Origin of the sequence: Gluconobacter aidae, assembly GCF_009547075.1 — a bacterium.
Lineage (GTDB): Bacteria > Pseudomonadota > Alphaproteobacteria > Acetobacterales > Acetobacteraceae > Gluconobacter > Gluconobacter aidae.
The window spans coordinates 38,372-57,798 of record NZ_WIPH01000014.1 but is presented as its reverse complement, the minus strand read 5'-3'; the positions used below and the strand labels follow the sequence as shown (position 1 = coordinate 57,798).

Sequence of the window (19,427 nt, the reverse complement as noted above, 5' to 3'; positions counted from 1 at the left end):
GGTTACTCCGCCTTTCCCGCTGGGGGGACGTCCGCCGGGACGTTGTGAGGTGTGACCTTCGCGCCCGGCTGCACTTTCTGCAGGCCGTTCACGATCACCTTCTCACCCGGCTTCAGCCCGTCCGAAACAAGCCAGGAATCCCCCACCGTCCGCGAGATCTGAATGGAACGCTGGGCGACCTTGTTCTCGCCATCCACGATCATGACGTAGGGATTGCCCTTGGCATCCCGGGCGACCGCAACCTGCGGCACCAGCAGACCGTTCGGCTCAATGCCTTCCTGAATATGCGCATGCACGAACATGCCCGGCAGCAGCAGGTGATCAGGATTCGGGAAAACCGCCCGCATGACAAGCGTTCCGGTCGACGGATCAACCGTGACTTCGGAAAGCTGGAGCTTGCCGCGCGTCGGATAATCGGAGCTGTCTTCCAGCTTCAGGCTGACAGCCGCCGCATCCGCGCCACTGCGCTCGACCTGCCCGTTCGCCAGCTCCCGCTTGAGGCGCAGCATATCGGAAGCTGCCAGATTGACGTCCACGTAAATCGGATCAAGCCGGGTCACGACTGCGATCGCCTGGGTCTGCCCCGCCGTCAGCAGCGCGCCCGGCGTATAGAGCGTACGGCCAATCCGGCCGCTGATGGGCGCACGGACATGCGTGTAGTTCAGATTGACGGCGGCTGCTTCCACGGAAGCCTTCGCCTGCGCCACCTGGGCTTCAGCCTCACGCGCGGTTGCCAGCGTGTTGTCGAAATCCTGCGAACTTACAGCATGGGCTGCCACCAGCGGACGATACCGCTTCAGCTGACCATTCGCCCGGGCAGCTGCGGCCTGTGCATTGAGAAGCTGCGCTTTCGCCTGATCGTAAGCCGCCTGATAGGGCGCAATATAGATCTGGAAGAGCTGCTGCCCCGCCTTGACGTCCGCACCCTGCTCGAAATCACGCGAGACGATGACACCATTCACCTGCGGCCGGATCTGTGCCTGTTCATAGGCATCCGTCCGACCTGGCAGGGACGTCTCAAGCGTAACGGGCTGCGTCTTCAGCGTCACCACATCGACAGGCTGCGGCGGCATCTGGGGAGGGGGAGTTTTTTTCTGGCATCCTGCTACCAGCAGCGGCAGTGCCAGAAGCGACACCAGAAAAGTTCCCTTCCCACCCCACGGACCGACCGGAGACAGGGCGGCAGAAGAATTCAAAGACATTTTCTGAAAAGAAGGCATGATACGGCCGCTATCCTGTGATACAGAAACCCGCTAGTTTCCCGCGAGAACGGAAACTAGCGGGTTTCTTTGACAGACGTCAATTCAGTCTGTGAAATAATATCGGAGTTGATCTTGAACAGTCCGTCGAGCAGCCAGTCCGAAGACCGGAAACAGCCCTGCTGTGGCCGTCCAGCGCAGCTCGATGAAGCCGAAAGACGCATCCGGATCCTGGATGCGGCCAGTGCGGTTCTGACCACCCACGGCTATCATGCCGCGTCGATGGACAGCATCGCAGCCTGCTCGGGGATGTCCAAAAAAACCCTCTATCAGTTTTTCGACTCCAAGAAAGTTCTTTTCGAGACCCTGATCCTGGAACGGCTTTTCGCCCCCATAGATTATACGCCGCTACCCACAGATCCCATGGAGAAACAGCTTCTGGGCCTGATGACCAGCATCGCAGCCTGCATGTTCTGCGACGAGCGCCTGAGCCTGCTCCGCTCCGTCATTACGGAAACCAGCCGCAACCCGGCCGTCCGGCAACTCGTCGCAGATCTCTTCCAGCTTTCGGGCCGTGTCCTGCCGATCCAGAACTGGCTGGCTGCACAGTCCGAAGCCGGCAGACTGGATATTCCCGACATTACCGAAGCTTCGGATCTGCTCTTCGGCATGACACTGGGGGGCCCCATGCTGGGACGGCTCACCCACTGCAAACCCCATCGGTCAAAAGAAAACCTCGAAGAATTCATGGCGTATGGCATCAGGGTTTTCCTCGAAGGCCATCGTCCAGCCAATCAGAGCTGAAAAAACTTATCCCCCCGCGGAGACCGGTGGTGAGGTCTCGTCGTGACGACCCGTCAGCAGGCGGAAAATACCTTCAGATGGCGTTCCCTTCATCATTGATCCAAACCGGGTCAACAGGTTCCTGAGCGTCTGCTGGTCCTGCGCCCTTGAGGCATCCCCCCCAAGTCGCAGGACGAGAGCCTGCTGCTCTGGCGAAAGCACTCCTTTCGAGTTGGCAATAACTCCCGGAAGGCCATCCAGCAGGGGAACAAGCGCCTCAACCGCACGAGGCCAGTCTCCGGCCTTTTCAGCAATTTGTGCCCGCAATGCCCAGGCACGCGGATCGCGAATGGGCGCCAGATCTGCCGCTGCTTCCTCCGGATGATGCTCTGCCAGTGCGATATCTGCTTTCAGAAGCGATACCTCCACGGACTGACTGCTGCTCCCACCAGGAAGCGCGAACGCGGCATCAGGAGATCCCTCGGTAAAAACCCCGAGATCCTGTCGGGCAGACTTGAGATCTCCCATCTTGAGCTCAAGCCTCGCCAGTCGGGTCCGGACTTCCATTTCCCGGGCGTTATTCCCGGACGCCAGAAGACCTCGCAGGGCCTCCCGTTCCTGATCCGGCAAGCCAAGGGCCTCATAGCGACGCGCCAGACCATTGAAAATATCATCTCGCAACGCACTGTCAGACGCTTTGAGCAGTGCATCTTTCAGAAAAGCAACCTCATTCATGTTCTGCCGCACCCCGGGAGGCGCTGACCGGGCCATCTGCCGAATAATGTCCGCTTCCTGAGTTGCCACGCTGGAAACATCATCCGGATACAGGCGACCCCACTCCTGCGTTGCCGCAGCGGCACCTTCAAGGTTTCCACCCTGCATCAGGGCGGTAATCTGTAGAAGGCGCCCCTCCTTCTCCCGTCCCGCAATCCGGAGAGCAGGCAGTATACCATCAACCTGATCCGCAACAGCCTGCGGAAGGAGCGTCTTTTTTTTCAATGCCAGTCGGAGAGAGGCTTCCCGAGCCAGCGGCCAGATCAACGGCGATGGATCATGTGCAAGGAAAGAGAGTTTCGCTTCTGCATCCGGCGCATTCCGCCGTGCCGCCAGCAGAGCCTTCGCCAGAGCAACTTGCGGACCATCCGGAAACTGATCGAGAACTTTCGTGGCGTCCTCATTGCCATACCGGGCGATCCACTGGGTCGCCAAAGGCAGGAGGCGATCCCGCAACGGAGCTGCATACGCCTGAAGAACAGGAAGACCTGTTGCAATCAGATCAGCCGTCTGAAGGCGGTCGTTTTCCGGAGATCCTGATGCGCTTTGTCCAACCCGGCTGGAAAATGGCAAAAGCATCCGCATCATCCCGCGCCAGAGCTGATCTTCCGGAGTACTCCCACCATCTTCCGCCAGCGAGGAAGAACCCGACCGGGCATTGAGCACCGTCGATATCTGTTGCAGGCGACGCGCTTCCGGCTTTTCCACACCCTCAGGCCAGTCCTGCAAAGCCACCTCCATAACTTCGCCCAGCAACGGGCCATTGGCCGCCCGTGCTGCCGCCTGCGCAACCCGCATCCGGGCACCAAAACGATCACCCGAAGACGCCATGGCAGCAGAGGCCACACTCCGCCTGAGCGCTTCACGCAGTTCTTCTGGTGTTCCTTTCCCCAGACTGACGCCACTCAGGGACGAGCCATAAGGTTGAAGCCGATTGGAAGCCATCAGCGGAAAACTGTTCGGCCCCATCGTATCCAGAATGAGTTTCTCTCCCGCCTGACGCAGTTCTATGGTGTCGGAATCAGCCGCCACCACGACACCGATCAGACTGTTCCGGACGGCAAACCCGGTTCCCAGGCGCCGCATGGACTGCTGAATGCGACCTGAACGCGTCAGTCCCAACAAAAGCCTTCGCCCTGAATCAGGATCATCCAGCGCGACAACCTGCGGCAGACCTTCTGCAACCGGCGGCGTGAACGTCAAGGCGTTTGCATCCTGCCCAAGGAGCATATCAGCCTGGGGCTTTACATCCGCCGCAACCGATATCGTCCAGCCGGCCCCGACAGGCCGAAGCACGGGATCACGTTCATCGGATAACGTCACGGTAATGACTGTAACATCTGACAGAATCAGGCTGGAAACCGCTTTGAAAGGCCCCGTCCCGGCCAGACCCGCCGTATCCAGGACATGCCGCCCCGCCGCCACGAGCACGATATTCTGCCCATTGCGGAACGCCGCAACAGGCGTCAGTTCACCCAGAGGCAGCCACAGTCCGGTTGCGCCGGGGACCTGCACGGACGTTCCATAAGCGGGAACTGTCGTCGCCTGTGACGGAGTTCCGGTGACTGAGGCCGGCCCAGCAGAAACCCGTTTTTCCTGTACTGCTTTTTCAGGATGCGGAAAAAGCGGCGACGGATCGTTCAGGAAAGCCCAGCCCGCAGGCAACAGCTTCTCATCAGCGGCTTTTGCAGGCCCAGTTTCTACCTTTGCAGGCTTGGCACCAACGGCTTTAGGCGCAGCCACAGCCGTTTCGAGCAGCGACAGGCTCAGTGCAGTGGCCAGAAACGCCCGTTTCATCCGTTACCACCGATCCGGGTGGCAGGCCGCGCATGAGAGTTCACAAGAAGCTGCGTGGCGAGAATGGCGCGCTGGGGGGACATGGCCTCCATAATTGCGGACGCCTTGCGCGGATTCATCCTGTTGAGCAGCGCTACGCCAACACGCAGATCAAGAATATTGAAGATTGCTGCGGCATCTTCGGGTTTCATCGCCTGATAAATCTTGACCAGCCTGTCAGCATCATCATTCCGCAGCTGGTCCGTATGCTGTTCGCTGTTCTCAAGGGCAGTCCGGGAATTTTCCAACGCTGTCATCCGACGCTGCAGCTCTTCCTCAGCCGCATCAACAAGGCGCTGGCGGTCATTCAGTGCTGCATCACGCCGATCCAGCTCCTTTTCCCGGCTAGCGAGCTGTTCCACGAGTGCTGGATCTGCTGGCTGAGCCGTTGGTGCTGGCTCAGCTGGCACGGGTCCCTTGCAGCCCCCGTGCGCGCACAGATCATCCGTTTTCGGAACAGCCATCGCCAGGGTGGGGGCAGCTCCCGCGGGCTTGGAAGCAGCCGGCAGGACCTCTGTCGGCGCAGCGGTCTGGGCTTGCGGCTGCGGCTGCGGCTGCGGCTGGGGCTGGGGCTGGGGCTGGGCCATCGCAACAGTTGTCAGAGACGAAGAGGGAGAATCCGCGTCTCCCATCAGATCACCCGCGATCGCGTAGATCTTGACCCCGAGAAGAACGATCATGAGACCGCAGGCAAGATGCAGGATACGGAAAAACATGACGTCTTATCCCTGCTTCTGCCGAAGAGCGCGCAGAAGTTCACGCTCGGCAGCACTTTTACTGCCGCCGGGCTTCATGGTCCGTACTTCGTCCGGCTTCAGGCGAAACGCAGAGCGGAACGGGATCTCCTCGGACCGTTCCTCAACACGGGGAGCGGCCTTCATGCCCGGAGTGGCGATACGCCCGGCGGGAAGGAGAGATTCCAGTTGCTGGGCCAGCGTCTCGGAGCGTTCGCACAGCATGGCCAGATCCCGCTTCAGGCTCTTGCCGGACTCAACGGTTTTCCCCAGGGCACGCCCGACGAGTTCCGTCGTCTGGCGCAGATGATCAATGCCGGACTGAGCCTGCGCACTGCTGGACTGGAGACTGGCGATCAGGGCATCGAGCTGTCCGCGGTCACGCCGCAGGACGGAGAGGGCACGCCCCAGATAGAGACTGTAGAAAATCGTCACCAGCAGCAGCACTGACAGGGCGATCTCGATCCCAAGCTGAAATCTGTCCATGAAATATGCTCCGCTCAGCTATAGGATGTGGCACGATCCGTGCCGGGTTTCTGGTTAAGAACGTCTTCGATCTTGACGGCGACCTGTCCCTGCTTTCGCCCGACCCGCCCCGTAAAAAGGACATGTTCGCCACAACGCAGGCTGACGGGAGCATCCGGCTTGCGACGCAGGACAAGCTGATCCCCCGGAGCGAGCTTCATGATGTCTTTCAGATTCATGGTCTGCTCTTCCAGAACGGCATCCAGGGTCAGATCCGTCTGCCAGAGCTCTCGGGCGAGATGGTTTTCCCAGATGCCGTCATGACCGAATTTCTCGCCCATGAACTGCTGCAGGAGAATGTCTCTGACAGGCTCGAGCGTGGCGTGGGGCAGTACGATATCCACGTCTCCGCCGCGGCCTTCCATATCGATGCCGAACCGTGCGGTAACCACCCCGTTTCCGGCCCGGCAGATCATCGCAAAACGTGAATTCATCTCCAGTCGCTCGAAATGAAAATTGACGGCGCAGAGCGGGCTGAAACTCGTTTCCAGATCATCCAGGATGATCCTGACCATCGGCTCGATCAGCGCGCGCTCAATGGCAGTATGATGCCGGCCGGTCTGGCGGCTGGCCGGAACGGTGAGAGCGCTGTCGCCACGGACATGCCCACCAAGAAGGGCGTCGACGATGCTGTAGATCAGGGAAGAACTCAGCACGACGACGCCGTAATTGTCCCACTCTTCCGCCTTGAAGACCGCGAACATGGCCTGTCCCGGGACGTTTTCGAGGTAATCTCCAAAACGCTGGGAGCCCAGGCGGTCCATGGACGCCTCGACGTTATCGCTGGTGAAATTGCGCAGGCTTGTCGTCAGGATTCTGGTAAAACGGTCGAAGACCACTTCAAGCATCGGCAGCCGCTCGGACGAGACACCCGATGTGCTGACCACGCGCTCGATACCGCTGCTGTCAGCAGCGCCCGTGACCACAGAATCCTTGCCGAAAAAGCTGTCGATCTCGGCCTGGCTGAGAACATGGTCTTCATCGCTGTCATGGCCCGGCCCTGCCATGTCCTGTCCGGACAGGGGAAAGGCGGCGGCGGGTATCTCCATGCCCTGGTCCGCGAAAACGGTATCAGCCTGTCGGTCGTCGCTCACTGCACCAGCACCTCTACGAAAAAGAGATCCCTCACACGCAGGGGCGCCACGATATTGGTGATCTGTGCCAGCATTGTCTCGCGTAGCCGGTAGATACCGCTTCCGGAAAGCTCCGAAGGCTGCATTCCGTGCAGGCAGGTCTGGAACGCATCCTGGATCTGCGGCATCAGGGCCGCGACATTGGCGGCGTCCTTGCCATCCTCGACCTCAAGCCGGGCACCGATCCGGACGTATCGCGTGCGATCCGTACCGGAATCGAGATTGGACAGAATGGTCGGAATGGTGATGGTGGTCCACTTCACCGGTTGAGTGGCAGTCTTGGCGACCGGGGTTGCCGCATGATGAAAATGCTTCCATGCAAAGGCTCCACCACCAGCCAGAAGCAGGCATGCCAGCACTGCAAGGATGATGATCTTGCGCTTACCCCCCTTCCTGACCGGGGTTTCGTTTTCCGGAGTCTCCGTCGTCACCGTTTGTCTGCCTTCTCTTTCGGACAGCACTCATCATCGGCATAAAAGATTAACAGTGGGTTTATGATGCTCAGGAAAAGGCGAGTCTTCCTTCAGACGGGAACCATCATCCTGAGCCTTGCGGCCCTTGCAGGCTGCGCGTCCCAGCGTTCTCCGTACAACCGGTACTATTCCTCAAGCGGCGCCTATCGCGCGCCTGGTCCGGCCAGTGATCCGTGGGGCCCGTACATCATTCAGGCCGCAAACCGCTTCTCGATTCCCCAGGACTGGATCCGTGCCGTGATCCATCAGGAATCGGGCGGTCACCAGTTTCTGGACGGTCGGCCCATCACGTCCCATTCCGGGGCAATGGGCCTGATGCAGCTCATGCCCCAGACCTATGCCGACATGCGCTCGCGCTACGGTCTGCGGTCGGATCCTTACGAGCCGCATGACAACATCATGGCAGGCACGGGCTATATCAGCATTCTCGCCCGGAAATACGGGGCTCCGGCCTTTCTGGCCGCTTACAATGCCGGTCCGCAGCGGCTTGAGGACTATCTGTACGAAGGACGGCAACTGCCCAACGAAACCGTCAATTACGTTGCGAGCATCACGCCGCATCTCGGTACGCAGGTCGCCATGACGGGTCCGCTGGCGGCCTATGCCACCGCCGATCAGCTGAACGCCTCGCAGTCCGGAACGGCCCTCGCAGGTCTGGCCCCGGCCCAGACAGCGCCTGCGCCGGTCATGACAGCGTCAGCCCGCAGCGTGGGGCAGGTCTGGGCCAGCCGGCATGTCACGAGTGCCGCCGCCCAGACACCCATCGCAGCCCCCAGCGCTGTTCCGTGCAACCCGGATGACGCCTACGATCCCGATGTGCCGTGTGCCGTCCAGCCTGTCAGCACGCCTCCCCTCGCCGCGCCGTCCCCGACCTTTGTTTCCAGACCTGCTGGCGATACGCTGACCATTCAGGAGCCGGTCTCTTCCCGACCGCTCCCGCCCGCCCCCGCCATTCCGACGCCCCATACACTGCCGACACAGCCGACAGAATCGACCACCATGGTCGTTGGCTACAGGCGTCCCGGAAGTTATGGCCCCTGGGCGGTCCAGGTGGGGGCCTTCAGCAGCATCGGACAGGCGAAGTTCGCGGCCACCATGGCGCGACAGGCCGCGTTTACATCACTTCAGTCCGCCAGAATCGAAGTTCATCCCACCCCCAGCCATGGCACCACGGTCTGGCGTGCCCGCCTGACGGGGATCAGCCGTGTCGGAGCGGCTCAGGCCTGCTCGACTCTTTCCGGCCAGGGAATGGCCTGCATGGCCGTCCCACCGGGACATTGAAGGCACAGTCCGGGGAACAGTTTCGGCCTCAGAAGCAATCCGCGTTGGCAATACGGTCACTTTCGCCTATGTTCCCATGCATGCCACACATAGCTGACGCGCATGAAGCGTAGGTCCTAACGTCCCAGCCTCACCTCATGCCCCATAGAGCTTTATCGACACCCTTTTACGACGACTTCCCAGGACGCGCAGATGACGACAAGCCCGGCTCCCGATCATACCCCGCCCCATGCAGGGGCCATCAGTGAGGAGGGCTATCACAAGGACCTCGGACGCCGTCATGTGCAGATGATCGCCATCGGTGGCGCCATCGGAACAGGACTGTTTCTGGGCGCGGGCTCACGCCTTCAGGTGGCCGGGCCGTCCCTTGCGATCATCTATGCGATCTGCGGCGTCTTTTCGTTCCTGATCCTGCGCGCCCTGGGCGAGCTTGTCATGTATCGTCCGACCAGTGGCAGCTTCGTGACCTATGCGCGTGAATTTCTCGGGGAGCGCGCTGCCTACATGGCAGGCTGGCTGTCCTTCCTGAACTGGGCCATGACGGGCATCGTCGATATCACGGCGGTTGCTCTGTACATGCATTACTGGGCGGTCTTCCTGCCTGTCCCGCAATGGGTTTTCGCCCTCGTGGCGCTGGCGATCGTTGGCACCATGAACATGATCGGCGTGCGCTATTTCGGCGAAATGGAGTTCTGGTTTTCGCTCATCAAGGTGGTAGCGCTGGCACTTTTCCTCGTTGCAGGCGCCATCATTCTCGGGACCCGCATGCCTGTGGCAGGTCATATGACGGGTTTTCATCTGATTACCGAAAACGGGGGCATTTTTCCGCATGGCCTGTTTTCGGCTCTCATGCTGCTTCAGGGCGTGGTGTTCGCCTATTCGGGAATCGAACTGCTGGGGACAGCGGCGGGAGAATGTGAAGACGCCCGTGAGATCCTGCCCCGCGCCGTCAACAGCGTGATCTGGCGGATCGCCCTTTTTTATGTGGGTTCCGTCATCCTGCTGGTCTGTCTGCTGCCCTGGACGGAATATCATGCCGGCACGAGCCCGTTCGTGACCTTCTTTCAGGCGCTCGGCATTCCGGGCATCGGCACCATCATGAACATCGTGGTCCTGACCGCCGCTCTCTCCAGCCTCAATTCCGGCCTGTATTCCACCGGTCGCGTCCTGCGCGCCCTCTCCCTCGGCGACTCCGGTCCGAAGGCTCTGAGCAAGTTGAACCGCAGTTCCGTGCCCTATGTCGGCATCCTCACCACTCTGGGCGTTTATCTGGTGGGCGTGATGCTGAACTACCTCATTCCATCGCGCGTCTTCGAAATCGTCCTGAACTTCTCAGCACTGGGCATCATCAGCACCTGGGGCTTCATCCTGCTGTGCCAGCTCCGCCTCCGGGCTGCGATCAACCGTGGGGACATCGCACCGACAGGCTTCAACATGCCCGGTGCGCCCTATACGACCTGGGCCACTCTGGGCTTTCTGGGCTTCGTTCTGATCATGATGGCCTTTGACTACCCCGACGGCACGATCACGATCGGCGCCATTCCCCTCATTGGCGCCATCCTGATTGGCGGCTGGTGCCTGCTGGATCGCGGTCGCCGCCACCGCTGATCCTCTTTCCCGGCACAAAAAAAGGGCGCTCCGAGGAGCGCCCTTTTTCATGTCCGCATGATGCGAAGCCTCAGTGCGTCCGGCCCAGTTCGGACCACAGATAGGCGTAGCTCAGCGCCTGCGTCTGGGCGATTTCCTTCTGGCTCGCACCAAAACCATGACCGCCCGCCACCTGCTCCCAGTAATAATAAGGCAGCTTCAGCTCACTCATGCGCCATGCAAAACGACGGGCATGAACAGGGCCAACGCGATCATCCTTGGTGGTCGTCTCGATGAACGGCACGGGGTATTTCACATCCGGCTTCAGGTTCTGAAGCGGTGAAATCCCGCGCAGGAACGCCTTCTGCTCCGGGATAGAGACCGTCCCGTATTCACCAACCCAGGACGCGCCCGCCGACATGTGCTCGTAATTCATCATATCGAGCAGCGGGACCTCGATATCAACAGCCTTCCAGAAATCCGGATGCTGCGTGAACTCGACACCCATCAGCAGGCCACCGTTGGAGCCGCCCTGAATCGCCAGATGCTGTGGAGACGTCACCTTCCGATCCATCAGATCCTTCGCAACAGAGGCGAAGTCATCATAGATCCGCTGACGATGCGTCTTCAGCCCCGCATCATGCCAGGCCGGTCCGAACTCCCCGCCACCGCGAATGTTCGCCAGAACATAAACGCCGCCCCGTGACAGCCAGTTATTGCCAATCCCGGCCGAATAGAAAGGGAAAAGCGGCACTTCAAAGCCACCATAGGCATAAAGCAGCGTCGGATTGGTGCCATCCAGCTTCATGTCGCGGCGATGCACGATGAAATACGGAACACTGGTTCCATCCGTCGAGCGCACTTCCTGCTGCTCCACCGTCATGTCCGAGGCATCGAACTGTGCCGGCAGCGTATGCAGCTTCTGCACCGAAGCCGTATCGCTGTTGAGTTCCCACAGGGTGGTCGGGCTCAGAAATCCGGTCGAGACGGCATAGGCCACCGCGCTGTCCTCATCGACACTGGCCAGATCCACCGACATGTTCTGCGGCAGCGGCAGGTCCCGGTGCGTGAATCCCGTACCGGACGGCGTATAGATCGAGATCCGGCCCCGCACGTTGTCGTAAAGCGTGACGATCAGATGGCCGTGACTCGTGGACACTTCCTCGATCATCTGCTTCCCGGTCGGTGCCAGCAGAAGCTGGGGCGCAACGGTTGCGGCCGCCGGATCGACCAGCACCACACTCCCCTGCGGGAAAGTCTGCGTCCCGACCTTCCAGTCTTCCTTCAGCTGAACGACCAGACGGCCATTGAACAGCGCCGCCACGTCTGCTTTCAAGGGAATGGCAACCGGCGTCACCTGACCATCGCGATACAGGAACACTTTTGCCGAAAATGCATCCAGACCTTCACGGATCAGCGTGACCTGATGCCCGGCTCCATCATGCAGGACTTCCGGCCCGACCTCGACATCCTTACGATTGCCCGTAAAGACCGTCTGCGCTTCAGCCAGAGACTGCCCGCGCTTGAGAAGCTTCACGATATACGGATAGGACGATTCCGTAACATCGGCATCTGTCCAGGGATAGCTGACCAGGAGGGTGTCCCGGTCCAGCCAGCTGGAGTCCTGCTTAGCATGGGGCAGGCTGAACCCGCCTTCAACAAACTTGCCGGTCCGCAGATCGAACTCCCGGACGGTCTTGGCATCCTCGCCACCATCGGAGAGACTCAGCAAGCAGAGATTCTGATGGCTGTGCAGGCAGTCCACGCCCCCATAGACCCAGTTGCGTTTTTCCTTCGCCGCCAGCGCATCGAGATCCAGCGCCACCGTCCATTCCGGATGCTCGGTCGCGTAGGAATCCGGCGTTGTCCGGCGTAGGATGCCCCGCAGATGCCGGTCATCGCGCCAGAAATTGTAGATCATCCCGTCAATCTGCATCGGCGACGCCAGACGGTCATGCGTTTGAAGCAGTCTCAGTGATGTGTTGTACAGACCTTGATACAACGGCCCATGACCCAGAAGACGCAGGGTCCGGTCGTTCTGTGCCTTCACCCAGGACATAGCCTGCGCGCCATTGATATCGCTCAGCCAGGCGGGGATGGTGTCGGCGGCATGAAGCGGAGTGAGCATGCTGCCCGTCAGCAGAGCAGCCAGGCCGACACGGCGGAGAACTCTCATTGTCACAACACCTTCTGATTGTTTCAGAAGGAAACTGTCATTCCACCAGCGAAACCGCAAGGGCCGCGCCTGCCGACGGCAGCCAGACCAGACAGGTCGTCCCTTTTCCCGGCGCACTGGCAATCCGCAGTCGCCCGCCATGCCGGTCCAGAATATGGCGCACGATGGACAGACCGAGCCCCGTGCCCTGTCCCGCACCGTCCGTCGGCGCCCCGACCCGGTAGAAACGCTCGGTCAGGCGGGGCAGATGATGTGCTTCCATCCCGCAGCCGTCGTCTTCGATCCCGAGAATGACACCCCCATCCGCAGGCCAGCGATCATCCGGACGGACCGCACGCCGCGCGGACAGGGTGATGGTCAGCGGATCGCCCTCCTGCGCGCCATAACGCAGGGCATTTTCGATCAGGTTAAGCAGAACCTGAACCATCTCATCTTCGTCAGCGCGGACCAGCAGGTCGTCCTCGATCTCCAGCCTCAGGGCACGCCCTTCCTGCTCGAAACGTGGCGCAACTTCCCCGAGCACCACGGCCATGAGATCAGCCACGTCCACCACGTCACGGGGACGCTGATGCTCATGCGCCTGCACGCGCGACAGGTACAGCAGACGGTCGATCAGGCGTTTCAGCCGCTCGGACTGCTGCCGCATGATGTCGAGGAACTGATGCCGCATGACGGGGTTTTCCCCGGCCGCCCCCTGCAACGCATCGATGAACCCGCTCAACGAGGCGAGCGGCGTGCGCAGTTCGTGGCTGGCATGAGCTACGAAATCCATGCGCATCCTGTCCGCAGCCTGCGCCTCGCTCCGATCGGTCAGCACCACCAGAACACGCCTGTCCTGTCCCTTCCCGCCCGGAAGCCGGCGCAGCATCAGGTGAAGCGTACGTGGAACCGGCACATCGAGCGTAAAGGTCGTGGAGCAGACCGGCGGCAGATCACCCCGATTGCTGTTGCCCGGTGGAGCGGCCGGAACCGGTGCCCGCAATGCCGCCGAAAGTGCGGCACGCGCTGCCGGATGACGCAGAATGGCCCCCACCGTTTCCCCGAACTGGGACGCGGCTTCCTCGTTGACCTGCACGATCGCCCCCAGTCCATCCAGCACCACGGCGCAGGCGGGCAGCGGATCAACCGGCAGGTCGGCCGGCGACACGGGTTTCAGATAATCGTCAGGTGGAGACGTCGGAACCCGGGGCTGACGCAGCAGCAGCCAGATCGCCAGCACCCATCCCGCCAGCGCCACACAGACGAGGACCATGCCCACCTGCAATGGCAGCGTATCCGCTGCAGGCGGAAGTCCCCCCGGCGGCATGCGTCAACCGCCGTCCGTCGTCGGACCGTCATCCAGGGCATAACCAGCCACGCGCACGGTCCGCACCAGGTCGATCTCCCCCGGACCGTTGATGGCCTTGCGCAGACGCCGGATATGGACGTCGATCGTGCGGATTTCGACATGGATGTTCTGCCCCCAGATCCGCCGCAGCAGATCCTCGCGGGAAAACACCTTGCGCGGATTGCGGATCAGAAGGTCCAGCAGGCGGTATTCCGTCGGCCCGAGCGAAAGCATCCGCCCGGCCCGCTCCACGCGATGCGTTTCCGGGTCCAGCGTGATGTCCGCGAAGGACAGACGGTCATAGGAAGACTGATGCCGCCGCAGCAGCGCCCGCAGACGCGCATCAAGCGTATCGATGCTGCACGGCTTCATCAGATAGTCGTCCGCACCCGTATCCAGACCGCGGATCGCATCCTGCTCGGCCGAACGCGCCGTCAGGAGCAGGACCGGCACGTCGCGCAATGCGGGATTGGCGCGGATCCGGCGACATACATCCAGACCGGACAGCCCCGGCAGCATCCAGTCCAGTACCACCGCGTCCGGGCGGGACGTTCCGAGAGCCAGAAGAGCCGCTTCCCCGTCCTCTGCCGTCTCGACGCGGTAACCACGCTGTTCGAGATTGTAGCAGGTCATCAGCAGGAGGGCCGGATCGTCCTCGACCAGAAGAACGAGCCCCTTGGCACGTGCCGGCGATGGCCCCTTCACCGGACGTCCGGCTCCTGCATCGTCTCCGCCACCGTCAGGGCGGTCGCCGGGGTCCCGCGCGGACGCAGGGACGGCAGGTTGTCGCCCGTCACGGCATAAAAGACGCGCTCGGCAATGTTGGTCGCATGATCCCCGATCCGCTCGAGGTTCTTGGCGATGAACAGCAGTTCCGTGCAGGCGCGGATGTTGCGGGCATCTTCCATCATGTAGGTCACGAGTTCACGGAACAGGGCCGTGTAATACTCGTCCACGGCCCGGTCCGCATGCCAGACTTCCATGGCGCGATTGGAATCCTGCTGTGTGATGGCATCGATCGACCGGCGCAGGTTTTCCTGCACCAGACGGCCCATACTGCGCAGACCCGAGAGCGAGATCTGGTTTTCCGGCATCCGGATCCGCAGCGAACGACGCGCGATGGAGGAGGCATAATCGCCGATCCGCTCCAGATCGCCGGTGATTTTCAGAGCCGCCACGATTTCACGCAGATCGCCCGCCATGGGGCTGCGTAGCGCCAGAAGACGGATCGCAAGACCTTCGACTTCCCGTTCAAGCTGGTCCACTTCCGGGTCCTGCCGGGCCGCCGCGTCAGCGGCTTCCTCGTTCCGGTCCGCGATGGCGGAGAGCGCGAGAGCGACCTGGTTCTCCACGATGCCGCCCATCTGCGCCATCATGGACCGGAGCTGGCCCAGCTCGTGTTCGTAGCTTTTGACGATATGGGATCTGTCAGCCATGACGCGTTATCCAAACCTGCCGGTGATGTAATCCTGGGTCTGCTGCTGCTTCGGATTGGTGAACATGCGGTCCGCGCTGTCCACTTCGATCAGCCGTCCCATGTAGAAAAATGCCACCTGGTCCGCACAGCGCGCAGCCTGCTGCATGTTGTGTGTCACGATCGCGATCGTAAACTCTTCCTTGAGTTCATCAAGAAGCTCCTCGATGCGCGCTGTGGAAATCGGATCAAGAGCCGAAGTGGGCTCGTCCAGAAGCAGGACCTCGGGCCGAGTCGCAATCGAACGGGCGATACACAGACGCTGCTGCTGGCCGCCGGAAAGGCCGGAAGCCGGGGCATTGAGGCGATCACGGACTTCGTTCCACAGCGCAACGCGCGTCAGCACGTCCTGCACGCGCGCGTCCATATCCGCCTTGTTCAGCTTTTCATGCAGACGCAAGCCGAACGCGATATTGTCATAGATCGACATCGGAAACGGCGTCGGCTTCTGGAACACCATGCCGACACGCGCGCGCAGGATGTTCAGGTCCAGATCGCGCTCCAGAACATTGCGCCCGTCGAAGATGACCTCGCCCGTCGCGCGCTGGCCGGGATAGAGGTCGTACATGCGGTTGAAGACCCGCAGCAGCGTCGATTTCCCACATCCGCTCGGCCCGATCATGGCCGTGACACGACGGGCCGGAAAGTCGATCGAAATGTCGTGCAGGGCGTGGTTTTCGCCGTAGTAGAAGTTCAGGTTGCGGACAGCCAGCGCCACTTCAGGGCTTTTCGCCACCTGCGGATCAGTCTCGGTCATCATGGAATCCTGTATTATCCCCTGCCTTGTTCCCGGGGTCATCCGCGTCGCGCCGAAACGCGGACGGCAATGTTGATAGCCAGCACGCCCATCGTCACCAGAAGCGCGCCAGCCCATGCCAACTGCACCCAGTCTTCATAGGATGCACCGGCATACTGGTAGATCGTCACCGGCAGGCTCGCCATCGGCCGGTTGAGGCTGAAAGACCAGTTCTGGTTACCGAGCGACGTGAACAGCAGCGGCGCCGTTTCACCGCTCACCCGGGCCAGAGCCAGAAGAATACCCGTCAGAACGCCCGTCTTGGCGGAACGCAGGCACAGCGACAGCGTTACCCGCCAACGGGTCGCGCCCAGAGCAGCTCCCGCTTCGCGCATGGATGTCGGGACGAGCCGCAGCATATCCTCGGTCGTGCGCACGATGATCGGCACCGCGAGGATCGCCAGCGCAACGGACCCCGCAAGCGCGGAGAAATGTCCGAATGGCGCTACCAGAACCTGATAGACGAACAGGCCCACCAGAATGGACGGTACCGACATCAGAACGTCGGAGACAAAGCGGACGCAGGACGCGAATTTGTTGGTTTCTGTCCCGTATTCCGAAAGATAGATCCCGCACCCCAGCCCCAGGGGCGTCGCCATCAGCAGCGCCATGAAAGTCTGGATCAGGCTGCCGACAATCGCGTTCGCCAGCCCCGAAGACGAGCCGGGCGGTCCCATCGGTTTCATGATCGCGGCGGCAGACAGACCGGCAAGTCCGCGTGACAGCAGCGTCCACAGGATGGAGGCCAGCACCAGCACAAGAATGCCGGCCATCACCATGCCGAATGCGGTCGCCAGATGATCGGCGCGGCGTCGACGGGCGGCGCGGGGATTAGGCTTCCACCCGGTTGTGGAGACGACGGTTTCGCTCATTTCGTATCTCCCCGCAGCATCCGCGCCAGTGCCAGACTGGCAAAGGACAGCAGCATCAGGATGAAGCCCAGCGCCAGCAGCGCGGACAGACGCAGCGACCCGGCCGGACTTTCCGGGAACTGAAGTGCGATCAGCGACGCCACCGTACTGCGGGGCGCAAACAGCGACCAGCCCACAGCCGTCACGTTCCCGATCACAAAGGTCACGGCCATGGTTTCACCCAGGGCACGCCCCATCCCGAGGACGATCGCACCGATCATGCCCGTGCGGGACCAGGGCACCACGACCCGCCACATTACGTCCCACCGGGTGGCTCCGAGGCCATAGGCACTCTCACGCAGCATGTTGGGCATGGCGGCGAACACATCCCGCATCACCGCGGTCATGAAGGGTGCGATCATGACCGCCAGCACCAGACCGGCCGTCATGAGACCCGTACCGAAAGGCGCACCATGGATGATGAATCTGATCCCCGGAACATGCCTGAAATGATGGGACAGGAAAGGCTGGACCGTCTGGGCCATGAAAGGAACGATCGTGAAAAAGCCCCACATACCGAAGATAATTGAAGGCACGGCGGCCAGAAGCTGCACGGCCGTTCCAATGATCGCGGCAATCCGGGGAGGTGCCATTGTCGTCAGCCAGAATGCCGTTCCGAACGCCAGCGGCAAGGCGATGGCCACGCCGATCAGGGTACTGATGATCGTACCGAACAGGGGCGCCCAGGCCCCGTAGATATCGGCGACAGGGTTCCAGACATCATGAAAGGCAAATCCGAGACCGAACGTCCGGAAAGCCTGACTCCCTCCCACACCCATGAGAACCACGAGACCACCCAGCACCACCAGGACGAGCAGCGCCGAAGCCGCGACCAGGAGGTGAAATGCGGTATCGGGCCCGCTGCGGCGGCTTCCAGCGTGGGAAACTCTGGCCTTGTCGCGGGCCTCTTCGGGCTGCGTGGCTGTAGCAAGGGTCATGCGTGAGGGGCTCTGACTTGAAAAACGGGCATTATCCGGCAGCTTCAGCCACCACATCAGTGCATTAGCCGTCCTGTCAGGGAAGAACAACCGGAACAGGAATGACACGGGATGAAAGATTTATGTCATCAGTGCGCTCAACAACCGTGACAGGCGGCCCGGAACACGCGGCAGAACAGGCTGGCATCCCTTCCGGAAACAGACGAGGCAACCGTGGCACGGATGACACGTTCATGATGGGTAAGGGCCTCGAAACAGGAAGGGGCGCGAAAGAATTTTCACAGCCTGAAGCGCATCTTCAGGTCGCATTTTGATGTTCAGGAGTATTCCCATGGTTTCCAGAACCGATCGCCACGTGACGCAGAACAACACGGCGGACAATACCAAAAATGTTTCCATAGAAACACTGAACGCCCGTCTTTCCGACCTGATCGACCTGTCGCTCATCACCAAGCAGGCCCACTGGAACCTCAAGGGACCGCAGTTCATCGGTGTCCATGAAATGCTCGACGGCTTCCGCTCAAGCATTGACGGTTTTTCGGACACCGTGGCCGAGCGCGCCGTGCAGCTTGGGGGAACCGCGCTGGGGACCGTGCAGGATGTCGCGAAGAACAGCGCCTGCAAGCCTTATCCGAACAACATCTATCGCGTGGCCGACCATCTGGCGGCGCTGATCGACCGTTATGCGACGGTTGCCAACAACATGCGCGCGTCCATCAAAGTGACGGACGAGGCAGGAGACGACGATACGGCCGACGTTTTCACGGAAGTGTCCCGTGGCCTCGACAAGCATCTCTGGTTCCTTGAGGCGCATGTCCAGGAGCCGACGGGCCAGATGCGTGACGGCGATCACAAGGGAAGCCGGAGCTGACATCTTCGGCACCGACTGAGCTTTCCAGCGCCCCGCAGGTCTTCCGCGGGGCGTTTTTCTGTTCAGAGACAGCGTTCGAGATGCTCGCGGGCAAACTCCAGTTCCGGGGCTTCGCGCGTCCAGCGTTCCACCTCCTCCGGCTGCGGCTGAATATCGGCCTCTGGCGGCTTCTGTTGTGACACGGCTGGCTCCGAAACCGCCAGAGGTGCGGACCCATCTGAAAGTACCGGTGAGATCAGAGCGGCCAGATGTTCGAAATCGCGGGTCTGCAATGGCCCGGGCGCGATGCCCGGTTTCTGCTGGACGATCCAGTCTTTCGTCAGTTCCCTCAGATTGCCCCATTCCCGTTCTCCCTCCGGTGAGGACGGGCCCGACATCCCTGCCTGTGTCGCCACGGCAAGAGCATGAAGATCGGGCTCCGTGAGCAGGGACGGATGAGACGACACGCCTTTTCTGCAAACCCATCGCCCCAAAGCACTTTTCAAGACCGATACGACATCGTTCGTCATTGTTACTTCTCCTTGCTCCGTTTTGCCCGATTCCCTGTCCGAACGTCAGTCTATTCGGCATGCAAAATGCATAAAAATCGTGAAAAAGACAAAGGATTCC

18 protein-coding genes are annotated in these 19,427 nt (G+C 61.1%); 4 read left to right on the top strand and 14 right to left on the bottom strand.

All coding sequences use genetic code 11. From position 1 onward, the window contains the following. Positions 1 to 2: 2 nt before the first annotated feature. Positions 3 to 1,202, bottom strand: coding sequence for an efflux RND transporter periplasmic adaptor subunit (locus GFJ39_RS07965; RefSeq protein WP_407645878.1), 1,200 nt, complete (start codon positions 1,200 to 1,202; stop codon positions 3 to 5). A gap of 132 nt (positions 1,203 to 1,334) precedes the next feature. Between GFJ39_RS07965 and GFJ39_RS07960 the strand changes: the two genes are divergently transcribed. Further along, positions 1,335 to 2,003, top strand: a complete 669-nt coding sequence (locus GFJ39_RS07960; protein ID WP_228391849.1) for a TetR/AcrR family transcriptional regulator — start codon at positions 1,335 to 1,337, stop codon at positions 2,001 to 2,003. 6 nt (positions 2,004 to 2,009) lie between these two features. On the opposite strand, the gene GFJ39_RS07955 is transcribed toward GFJ39_RS07960, so the two are convergent. From GFJ39_RS07955 to GFJ39_RS07935, 5 genes are read right to left on the bottom strand one after another with little or no spacing between them, the layout of a single operon-like run. Then, positions 2,010 to 4,553 carry a tetratricopeptide repeat protein gene (locus tag GFJ39_RS07955; protein WP_153430825.1) on the bottom strand — a complete coding sequence of 848 codons (2,544 nt, stop codon included), beginning with the start codon at positions 4,551 to 4,553 and terminating at the stop codon, positions 2,010 to 2,012. Next, positions 4,550 to 5,308 (bottom strand): MotE family protein, encoded by a 759-nt coding sequence (locus GFJ39_RS07950; protein ID WP_153430824.1) that lies wholly within the window; start codon positions 5,306 to 5,308, stop codon positions 4,550 to 4,552. Before GFJ39_RS07950 ends, GFJ39_RS07955 begins: the two co-directional genes overlap by 4 nt. A 6-nt stretch (positions 5,309 to 5,314) precedes the next feature. Next, a complete protein-coding gene (locus GFJ39_RS07945; protein WP_153430823.1) occupies positions 5,315 to 5,812 on the bottom strand; it encodes a DUF6468 domain-containing protein in 498 nt (165 codons plus the stop codon). Positions 5,813 to 5,826: 14 nt separating this feature from the next. Then, positions 5,827 to 6,945 (bottom strand): flagellar motor switch protein FliM, encoded by a 1,119-nt coding sequence (gene fliM / locus GFJ39_RS07940; RefSeq protein WP_325062879.1) that lies wholly within the window; start codon positions 6,943 to 6,945, stop codon positions 5,827 to 5,829. Continuing rightward, positions 6,942 to 7,415, bottom strand: coding sequence for a flagellar basal body-associated FliL family protein (locus tag GFJ39_RS07935; protein ID WP_325062878.1), 474 nt, complete (start codon positions 7,413 to 7,415; stop codon positions 6,942 to 6,944). Before GFJ39_RS07935 ends, fliM begins: the two co-directional genes overlap by 4 nt. A gap of 63 nt (positions 7,416 to 7,478) precedes the next feature. On the opposite strand from GFJ39_RS07935, the gene GFJ39_RS07930 reads away from it, so the two are divergent. Together GFJ39_RS07930 and GFJ39_RS07925 are read left to right on the top strand one after the other, a co-directional pair. Continuing rightward, entirely contained in the window at positions 7,479 to 8,738 is a 1,260-nt protein-coding gene (locus GFJ39_RS07930) for a lytic transglycosylase domain-containing protein (RefSeq protein ID WP_153430822.1), read from the top strand. Between the two features lie 192 nt (positions 8,739 to 8,930). Then, a complete protein-coding gene (locus tag GFJ39_RS07925) occupies positions 8,931 to 10,346 on the top strand; it encodes an amino acid permease (RefSeq protein WP_153430821.1) in 1,416 nt (471 codons plus the stop codon). Between the two features lie 70 nt (positions 10,347 to 10,416). Here GFJ39_RS07925 and GFJ39_RS07920 read toward each other — a convergent pair whose 3' ends face one another. Genes GFJ39_RS07920 through pstC form a run of 7 tightly spaced genes read right to left on the bottom strand, consistent with a single transcriptional unit; the run spans position 10,417 to position 17,947 of the window. Continuing rightward, positions 10,417 to 12,501: a prolyl oligopeptidase family serine peptidase gene (locus tag GFJ39_RS07920; protein ID WP_228391848.1), complete on the bottom strand. Its 2,085-nt coding sequence runs from the start codon at positions 12,499 to 12,501 to the stop codon at positions 10,417 to 10,419. A 37-nt stretch (positions 12,502 to 12,538) separates the two neighbouring features. Beyond that, on the bottom strand, positions 12,539 to 13,807 hold the full coding sequence (locus GFJ39_RS07915; RefSeq protein ID WP_228391847.1) for a sensor histidine kinase: 1,269 nt from the start codon (positions 13,805 to 13,807) through the stop codon (positions 12,539 to 12,541). Between the two features lie 3 nt (positions 13,808 to 13,810). Continuing rightward, positions 13,811 to 14,533, bottom strand: coding sequence for a response regulator (locus tag GFJ39_RS07910; RefSeq protein ID WP_325062877.1), 723 nt, complete (start codon positions 14,531 to 14,533; stop codon positions 13,811 to 13,813). Then, positions 14,530 to 15,264 (bottom strand): phosphate signaling complex protein PhoU, encoded by a 735-nt coding sequence (gene phoU, locus GFJ39_RS07905; protein WP_153430820.1) that lies wholly within the window; start codon positions 15,262 to 15,264, stop codon positions 14,530 to 14,532. The genes GFJ39_RS07910 and phoU overlap by 4 nt, the downstream gene beginning before the upstream one ends. 6 nt (positions 15,265 to 15,270) lie before the next feature. Next, a complete protein-coding gene (gene pstB, locus GFJ39_RS07900) occupies positions 15,271 to 16,059 on the bottom strand; it encodes a phosphate ABC transporter ATP-binding protein PstB (protein ID WP_153430841.1) in 789 nt (262 codons plus the stop codon). Positions 16,060 to 16,097: 38 nt separating this feature from the next. Continuing rightward, positions 16,098 to 16,970 carry a phosphate ABC transporter permease PstA gene (pstA, locus tag GFJ39_RS07895; RefSeq protein WP_011252280.1) on the bottom strand — a complete coding sequence of 291 codons (873 nt, stop codon included), beginning with the start codon at positions 16,968 to 16,970 and terminating at the stop codon, positions 16,098 to 16,100. Then, positions 16,967 to 17,947, bottom strand: coding sequence for a phosphate ABC transporter permease subunit PstC (gene pstC / locus GFJ39_RS07890; protein WP_153430819.1), 981 nt, complete (start codon positions 17,945 to 17,947; stop codon positions 16,967 to 16,969). Before pstC ends, pstA begins: the two co-directional genes overlap by 4 nt. Before the next feature lie 331 nt (positions 17,948 to 18,278). Between pstC and dps the strand changes: the two genes are divergently transcribed. After that, entirely contained in the window at positions 18,279 to 18,818 is a 540-nt protein-coding gene (dps, locus tag GFJ39_RS07885) for a DNA starvation/stationary phase protection protein Dps (protein WP_153430818.1), read from the top strand. A 62-nt stretch (positions 18,819 to 18,880) separates the two neighbouring features. On the opposite strand, the gene GFJ39_RS07880 is transcribed toward dps, so the two are convergent. Beyond that, a complete protein-coding gene (locus GFJ39_RS07880; RefSeq protein ID WP_153430817.1) occupies positions 18,881 to 19,264 on the bottom strand; it encodes a hypothetical protein in 384 nt (127 codons plus the stop codon). Between the last annotated feature and the right edge of the window lie 163 nt (positions 19,265 to 19,427).